Below are 6494 nucleotides of genomic sequence, written 5' to 3' on the forward strand. Positions count from 1 at the left end.
GGAAAGGGCCAATGTCGGTGAGCCTCGATCCGTCTTCGCCAGCCACCTTGGGGCATGGACGCCCGATCGTGCCGCACACCATGTCCCAGACGATCAGCCCATCCACCCGCTGATTGCGTGAGATCACCTCGGCGCTGAGGCGAGTGTGGATCCCCGACCAGGCATTGCGCCGTGGATCGGCGCCAAGGTTGGTGCAGATGCTCCAGATCACGAACTCATCGGCATCGGCCGGACGCTCGAATATGTTGGTGTTGTTGCCGTCCAGGCAGCCTTTCAGGTCAATGACGGCTCTGCGCCCGCTTGGGAGCCGGACGGCATAATCGTTGCGGCTGGAGTCCTCCGTCAGGTCCCATCCTGCGATGAAGCCTTCATCCTCCATGTGGTTCAGGACGTGCTGAACGAACTCGCGCTTGGCGCGCATCGTCGCGGAGAACTGCCCCCTCACCCGCTCGACCGCGCCCCGGAAGAGGCCCGAATTGTAGAAGTCGCGTTCGTCCAGGCCATGATCGCCGAGGCGGTGCGCCTCGGTCTTCAAGACCTCCGCGAACCGCTCGATTTGCGCGCGCAGATCGCTGTTCTGCTCGCAGGGGATGACGCTCATGCAGCCGCCCGTTCGGCCGCCTCCGCCATGCCGAGCAAGGGTTCCAAGATATGATGGGCCAAGTGCCGAACCACCGGCACCGCCACCCCGTCTCCGGTGAGGTGATAAGCTTCATTGTAGTTGCGGGGCAGCTTGTAGTCGTCCTCCAGGCCCATCAGGCGGGCCGTCTCACGCGCGGAGATCAGCCTCGATCGGACCTTGGCGCCGTCGATGACGACGATGACCTGCCGACTGGACCCGCCTGCGGGCGTTCGCAGGCAGCCCGAAATGTCATCGAAACGCACTTCCGCGCGCTGCACCTTCACGCCCTTTTCGTTGAGCCGCGTGCGCTTGTAGACGCCGCCCACCACGCGATGCCCGGCCCGCTTGGCCGCGTTCACCTTGGCGAGGTTGAGCGGCGACATCATGCCTAGGAGTTGCTGGGTTTCGGCCGGCGTGTGCCACGGCACGCTCGATGGGTTCTCCTCGATCATGTCGGCGAACGTCGTATTGCGGCGGTTCGGCGTCGGCATGTTCCACCACAGCATTGCCTCGCGCAACGCCGCCGGCAGCCGTTCTACGGCGCTTTGCAGCCCGCGAGTGTGGAAGGGCTCAATGGGACCAGGCGCGAGCAATGCCGGATCGACCTGCACGTCGCCATGAACGCCGATCACGAACAGCCGAGGACGGGATTGCGGGAGGAACAGGGCCGCATTGATGACGAGGGCGCCGCAGCGATAACCAGCGTCGGCGAAGGTCTGGCAGATCGCCTCGAAATCCTTGCCCCCATGCGAAGTCAGCGTCCCGCAGACATTCTCGAGCGCGATCAGTTGGGGCGCGCGATCGTCCGCGATCAGCCCCCTGATCACGTCCCAGAACGGGTAGAAGGTTCCAGACCTCTCGCCGCGTAAGCCGGCGCCGCCGCCTGCGAGCGACAGGTCCTGGCAGGGGAACGACCCCCAGACCAGATCAGCGACGCCGGGCAAATCCGCAGCGGTGATTTGCTTCACGTCGCCAACCTTCAGCTCGCCTCCCGTCCCCCAGTTGGCTTGGTAGGTGAGCCCCTTCTTATGATCGAAGTCGTTGGCGAACAGGCAGGTCCAACCCGCTCCCAGCCCGGCGCGGGCCATGCCGCCTCCGGCGAAGAACTCATAAAACTCAGCCATTGGCGACCCGACCTTCCTCACGGCGGTCATTGGCGCCCGTCTCGCGCGCCAGCTTCTCCGCGATGGCTTCGGTGATCCAGGTGTTGCGCGAGACGTTGCCGGGACGGCCGGCGCGCGCAGCGTCGATCAGCGCGAACGTCTCAGCAGAGAGACGCAGGTTTATGCGATCAAGGTCGCGCACCGTGGCGGGCTTGGAGTTCGTGGTCATGGCGCCATTGTGGCGCCACAATCATCTTCTGTCTAGTATGTTCTGCGTCTGTTCTAAAAAATGAGCAAGCCCCCTACTCTTCTCCAGGATCAGACTCGCCCGTCAGGCCCAGCAGCTCGGCATGGTAGCTCGCCAGTCGATTGAAGTGAGCATCCATAGCCCGAGCTACTTGGGGTGAGTTTTTCACCGCCAGGAAATGGCCGACGATCTGAGTGTAGTGGCCTGCCTGGCGCGGAAGCCGCTGCACCGGATCGATCTTGTCGGCGATCTCCTCATCCGACATGACCTGAATCACCTGGGCTGGCTCCGGCACCGGCGCGCCTTCCGGAGGAGCCGCAGGAATCGACCCGTTCATCAGTTGAGACTTTGGGTTGAAGTGGTGGAACAGCACGCCTTCCAGCGGCGTGATCTCTTCCTTCGTTTCCACTGGATAGGCGAGCACCCAAGCGATTTCCCAAACGTCGATCTGACGATTGGCAATAATGTCGGAGCGGGCGGAAGTCAGATGCCGCGCAACGCGGCTGCGAATGCCATCTTTGGACTGGCCAACGTAGATCGGCACTTGGTCCAGATCGCAAAGGACGTAGACGCCAATCTGGTTGGTAAGGGTGCGGACCGCCTTCTTCCTGAATGTAAAATCGATCGCCACCGCTTACTCCGCCTGAATATCTAGCGGCACGATAGCCTTGGTAAGTTGCAGGCGCCAAGTCGGCGCGTCCTTCTGGACCGCGCTCTATCTCCGCTTCGCTCCGACCGAGCCGCCGATCGGCGTCTCGTCCCACACGGGTGACGATCGCTCGCGCGAGGGACGGGCGCGCCCGTCCAGGGTGGCGCCGGCGACGCCGGCGGCGTTGCATTTGATCGGAGGGAAAGTGGGGCGCCGCCCCCCTCTCCCAGCAACGGCAATCAGCCGGACCGTGGCTCGGCTACGCCTGCGCCCGCACCACACCGGTAGATTCCCGCTGCCCCCTCACCCCCCGCTGTTCGCCACGAGGCAGAGCCGATGGCCAAGGCCATCGCCCCGAGGGCGATTTGAAGGGAGCAGGACATGGAGCAGGATAATCGCGAAAGTTGGCTGAACCGGGTGGCGATCGGCATGGGGCCGCTATTCAAGGCGCTGGACGCCCCCCTTCCCTCCCGCGTGCGGGTGGCGATCGGCTTCACCAGCAGGGGAGCCAAGGGCAAGGCGATCGGCGAGTGCTGGGACAACCGGCGCAGCGGCGACGGGCATTTCGAGATATTCATCCGGCCCGACCTTGCCCACGCCCCTGATGCGATGCCAGCGCAGATCGCCGCGATCCTCGCGCACGAGCTGGTCCACGCGGCGGTCGGGATCGCGGCCGGACACGGGAGAGCGTTTAAACGGGTCGCAGTCGGGCTGGGGCTGGTCGGGCCAATGCGCGCCACCACCCCCGGGGGCGCCTTCCTTTCCGCCATTGCACCGATCCTCGCTGCGGCAGGCCCCCTGCCCCATGCTCGGCTCGACACTGACGGGGAGACCACCCGGCCCAAGAAGCAAGCGGCGCGGATGCTGAAATGCGAATGCGCGACGTGCGGCTATACCGTCAGGACGGCACGCAAATGGCTGGAGACAGCGGGCGCGCCCTTGTGCCCGGTCGACGGCCACGGACCCATGCGCCACGATGCGCTCGACAGCGACGATGAGGCGGCGGGCTAATCTAGATCGCAAAAGTCAGCTAACGGCAGGTGGCGGAACTCCAATGGGTTGTGCCATCCTTCCAATCTGCATAATATCACACCAACAAGATTGAAGGTGTGCACACGTGCAAATAATCACACTAGCAGCTCAAAAGGGCGGGGTTGGGAAAACCACGTTGGCCGTCAATCTGGCGGTTGCTGCCCAATCCATCGGTATCAAGACCGCGCTGTTCGACCTCGACCCGCAGGAGAGCGCCACAGCATGGAGTGAGCGCCGTGAGGCCGAACTGCCGCATGTCGAGCCGATCAGCGCCCGGCGGCTGGATCAGGCGATCGATGCCGCCGGAGCGAATGGCTTTGCGCTCACCATCATCGACACACCACCTGCCGCTGGCGCTGAAGCCGTTGCCGCCGCGCAACGCGCCGACCTTGTTCTGATTCCGTGCCGCCCTTCCCTCATCGATTTGGACGCGATCAAACGCACCGCCCAGCTCATCAGCAGCACCGGCAAGATCGGCTATGTCGTGCTCAATGCTGCACCCCCGACGGCCACGGCGCTGTTGGAAGATGCCCGGACCTTGGTTGAGGCCTCGGGGCTGAAAGTCGCACGCGCGGTGCTGCGCGAGCGCAGCGTCTATCGCGCAGCATGGCCTTACGGGCTTGGCGTCATCGAGCATGAGCCGGCGGGAAAAGCCGCTCAGGAGATTGCATCCCTGCGTGAGTTCCTGTTTGAAGTCTTGCAGGACTGCACACCTGCAAATGTGAAGGTTTGATATGGCACGTCGTTCATCTCTTCTCGCGCCGGCGATCCCGGAGAAGCCAGCGCAAGACGCTGCGGCGGAGGCGCGGCCTTCCCCCGCACCGGAACAGCCGGCAGCACGATCCGGCGGGCGACGACCCGGCAAGTATCATCTCGGAGCCTATTTCGATCCGGCAGACCCGACTGCGGAGGCCTTCCGAGTGTTGGCAGCGCGGACGCGGCGCAGCCATCAGGACTTGCTGGCCGAAGCGATTGCCGAGTTGGTGGCCAAGTATGACGCTAAGCAGCAGTTTGGCCGGTGACGGTGTGCAATATTGCACACTTGCAAGCGTGCAAGGTTGAAACGTGAAGAAGCGGCAGGACCCTAATCCGGAGTTCGATCTCTTTCTGCCGATCATGGGCGACCTTCCGCTCAAGGATCAGCGGGAGACGATGGAACGACCATTCTTCTCCTTGCAGAAGCGCAAGCGGGTCAAGCCGATCGAATATACCAGCCCCGATGGGGCGACCTGGGTGAAGATCGAAGCGATCCCGGCTTATGGCATGGCGACGATCTGGGATGCCGATATCATCATCTGGGCCACCTCGACGCTGAACCGAATGCGTGAGCAGGGGATCAACGACCTTCCGAGGACGCTCAATACAACATCTTACGACCTTTTGCGGGCGATCAAGCGCGACACCAGCGGGAGGGCCTACCAGGAGCTGCAAGCGGCCCTCCAGCGACTACAAACCACTTCCATCTCTACGTCCATCCGCGCGCCCAAGCGGCGCAGCAAGGCAGGCTTCAACTGGCTGGATAAATGGACCTTGGAGGTGGACCCCGACACTGACCAGCCCCGTGGTTTGACCATCACTCTGTCTGATTGGGTCTATGAAGGCATCATGGCGGAGCGCTCGCTGCTCACCATGCACCCCGACTATTTCCTGCTCTCCGGAGGACTGGAGCGAGCACTTTACCGCATCGCCCGCAAGCACGCCGGCAACCAGCGAGGCGGGTGGACGTGCCGGGTTGAGGTGTTGCGCGACAAGACCGGTAGCGACAGCAAGCCCAAAGAGTTCAACCGGATGCTGCGCAAGATCATCGAGGCAAACCAGCTTCCTGATTACGCGGTGGAAATGGCTACGACCGTAGATGGCAGCCCGGCCGTGACGTTTCGGTTGAGAGGGGAGGCGGAGGCCTTGGCGCTGTCCGAGCAACTCCAGGCCGAGCAGGAACGGCGTGCCCGCTTGGAGGCCGATCGCCGGAGAACCTCCGAGGTTGATGACCTCATGGACCGGCTTGCACGCCGCTCCTGACTATCGTGGTTTCACACACCGCAGCTTTGGACGGGCGGGCAACGAGACCTGGATGATGAGTCAAAAGCCGCCCCGAGAAGGGAAATATGGAGCCACTTACTATCGTGGGATCACACACCTTCCGTTCGTGGTTTCACACACCCTGCTATCGTGGGATCACACACCGAATCACGTGGTTTCACCCACCGGGTGATGTGGCAAGTGATTGTACCGAAAGCGATATTTCCGCTTTTCCACAGGCTTAACTTGTTTAACGATTCCTATTTAACAGAATCTCTTAACGTCAGGACGCACCCAGAGCCGTGACCTGAGAAGAGCAATGCGGAATTGGCCTACCGGCCAATGCGCCTTCGTTCCGCGACGGCGATAGCCGTCACCAGAGCGGCCTAACGGCCGCAGGGCTTCCGGGAGAAGCCAAGCGAAACTGGCGATGTGTACCTTCAGCGTCTCGCCGGCGGAGAGGGCGGCGAAGGCGATACCCCAAAGCTCACCGTTCGATCTTCCAGAACGGGTGTGTGCGATCACGCCGGATCGAACAGGCCGGCGAACTCGCGCTGGTCATAGTAGCGGACCTTGCTGGCCCAGAGCGGGCGTTCGCCCTGGCGCAGCAACAGGAGCGTGTCGGCCGGCATCCGCATGATTTCGTCGGGCGTGACGAGCCGCCGCGCCGTGACATGCGTGCTGACGCTTTCCGAGGGACCGGCGCGATTATCGCCCCAGCCAGTGCCGCGCGACGTGCTGAGGGTCGCATATTCCAACGTCGGCCCCTGTGCATTATCAGGACACGGATTCACGGTAGCGGTTTGATGAGCAGCGGCATGA

Annotated in this window: 9 protein-coding genes; 4 read left to right on the forward strand and 5 right to left on the reverse strand. The window is 63.0% G+C overall.

What is annotated here, in order from left to right; genetic code table 11:
• From IL54_RS09095 to IL54_RS09110, 4 genes are all read right to left on the reverse strand, one after another.
• On the reverse strand, positions 1-601 hold a 601-nt coding region (locus IL54_RS09095; protein WP_037478215.1), incomplete at its 3' end, for a hypothetical protein.
• Complete coding sequence (locus IL54_RS09100) at positions 598-1746, reverse strand: DNA cytosine methyltransferase (RefSeq protein ID WP_037474980.1); 1149 nt, start codon at positions 1744-1746, stop codon at positions 598-600. The genes IL54_RS09100 and IL54_RS09095, both read right to left, overlap by 4 nt.
• On the reverse strand, positions 1739-1954 hold the full coding sequence (locus IL54_RS09105; protein WP_037474983.1) for a hypothetical protein: 216 nt from the start codon (positions 1952-1954) through the stop codon (positions 1739-1741). The genes IL54_RS09100 and IL54_RS09105 overlap by 8 nt, the downstream gene beginning before the upstream one ends.
• Positions 1955-2027: 73 nt before the next feature.
• Positions 2028-2603: a GIY-YIG nuclease family protein gene (locus IL54_RS09110; RefSeq protein ID WP_037474984.1), complete on the reverse strand. Its 576-nt coding sequence runs from the start codon at positions 2601-2603 to the stop codon at positions 2028-2030.
• Between the two features lie 399 nt (positions 2604-3002).
• Here IL54_RS09110 and IL54_RS09115 point away from each other — a divergent pair, with 399 nt between their 5' ends.
• From IL54_RS09115 to IL54_RS09125, 4 genes are all read left to right on the forward strand, one after another.
• Complete coding sequence (locus IL54_RS09115) at positions 3003-3632, forward strand: SprT-like domain-containing protein (protein ID WP_037474986.1); 630 nt, start codon at positions 3003-3005, stop codon at positions 3630-3632.
• A gap of 106 nt (positions 3633-3738) precedes the next feature.
• Entirely contained in the window at positions 3739-4386 is a 648-nt protein-coding gene (locus tag IL54_RS09120; RefSeq protein WP_037474988.1) for a ParA family protein, read from the forward strand.
• Between the two features lies 1 nt (position 4387).
• Positions 4388-4675, forward strand: a complete 288-nt coding sequence (locus IL54_RS24075) for a ribbon-helix-helix domain-containing protein (protein WP_132470352.1) — start codon at positions 4388-4390, stop codon at positions 4673-4675.
• A gap of 43 nt (positions 4676-4718) precedes the next feature.
• Positions 4719-5672: a replication initiator protein A gene (locus IL54_RS09125; RefSeq protein WP_037474991.1), complete on the forward strand. Its 954-nt coding sequence runs from the start codon at positions 4719-4721 to the stop codon at positions 5670-5672.
• Between the two features lie 521 nt (positions 5673-6193).
• On the opposite strand, the gene IL54_RS22905 is transcribed toward IL54_RS09125, so the two are convergent.
• Positions 6194-6494 (reverse strand): type IV secretory system conjugative DNA transfer family protein (locus IL54_RS22905; protein ID WP_237748829.1); only part of this gene is annotated, 301 nt, incomplete at its 5' end.

This window comes from Sphingobium sp. ba1 (genome assembly GCF_000743655.1).
Taxonomy (GTDB): domain Bacteria; phylum Pseudomonadota; class Alphaproteobacteria; order Sphingomonadales; family Sphingomonadaceae; genus Sphingobium.

Bases quoted from the DNA above. Each gene is read 5' to 3' on its own strand.
- IL54_RS09100 (WP_037474980.1), bottom strand. From the start codon at position 1,746: ATGGCTGAGTTTTATGAGTTCTTCGCCGGAGGCGGCATGGCCCGCGCC.
- IL54_RS09105 (WP_037474983.1), bottom strand. From the start codon at position 1,954: ATGACCACGAACTCCAAGCCCGCCACGGTGCGCGACCTTGATCGCATA.
- IL54_RS09115 (WP_037474986.1), top strand. From the start codon at position 3,003: ATGGAGCAGGATAATCGCGAAAGTTGGCTGAACCGGGTGGCGATCGGC.
- IL54_RS24075 (WP_132470352.1), top strand. From the start codon at position 4,388: ATGGCACGTCGTTCATCTCTTCTCGCGCCGGCGATCCCGGAGAAGCCA.